The organism is Mesorhizobium sp. M3A.F.Ca.ET.175.01.1.1, assembly GCF_004791945.1.
Taxonomy (GTDB): domain Bacteria; phylum Pseudomonadota; class Alphaproteobacteria; order Rhizobiales; family Rhizobiaceae; genus Mesorhizobium.
Genome location: NZ_SRTP01000066.1, coordinates 1 through 480 on the forward strand (window position 1 = coordinate 1; position 480 = coordinate 480).

A 480-nucleotide genomic window follows, 5' to 3' on the forward strand; every position below is an offset into this window, starting at 1 on the left:
CTCGGTCTCGACGATCTTGGCGAGGTCGTCGTCGGACAGCACGGCGAGGTCGGCGAGCATGGCGTCGCGCTTCTTCGCCAGAGCTTTCGCCGCCTTTTCGTCGGCCTTTGCCTTGGCGGCCGCGTCCTCTTCTGCCTTCACGGCCGTCGCGATTTCCTCTTCCGTGCTGCGCGAAGTGTAGCCTACGGGCGGATAGCTCGCTGCAGGATACCCGGCAGCGATATATTCAGCGATGGTCGGGCCGTCATCCGGCAGCGCGGCCTTGCCCTTCTTCCGGCCGACAGCCTCGACGTATCCGGCCTTCTCCAGGCCTTCGAAGAGCTCCTCCGGAACCTCATCTTCGGTGCCCTTGACGATCTCGCGGCCGTGGATATTGCCGCCGTCGGCGACGCGGACGGTCTGCAGAACGTTGACTGCCTTCATGCTCATGGGATTTCTCCTTTTTCCGGGTAAGGCGAGCGCTCGGTCGAGTGGCCACTC

General features: G+C 64.0%; 1 protein-coding gene. It reads right to left on the minus strand.

The window, feature by feature from the left end; all coding sequences use genetic code 11:
• Positions 1 to 429 (minus strand): hypothetical protein (locus EN818_RS30765; protein WP_135906593.1); only part of this gene is annotated, 429 nt, incomplete at its 3' end.
• Between the last annotated feature and the right edge of the window lie 51 nt (positions 430 to 480).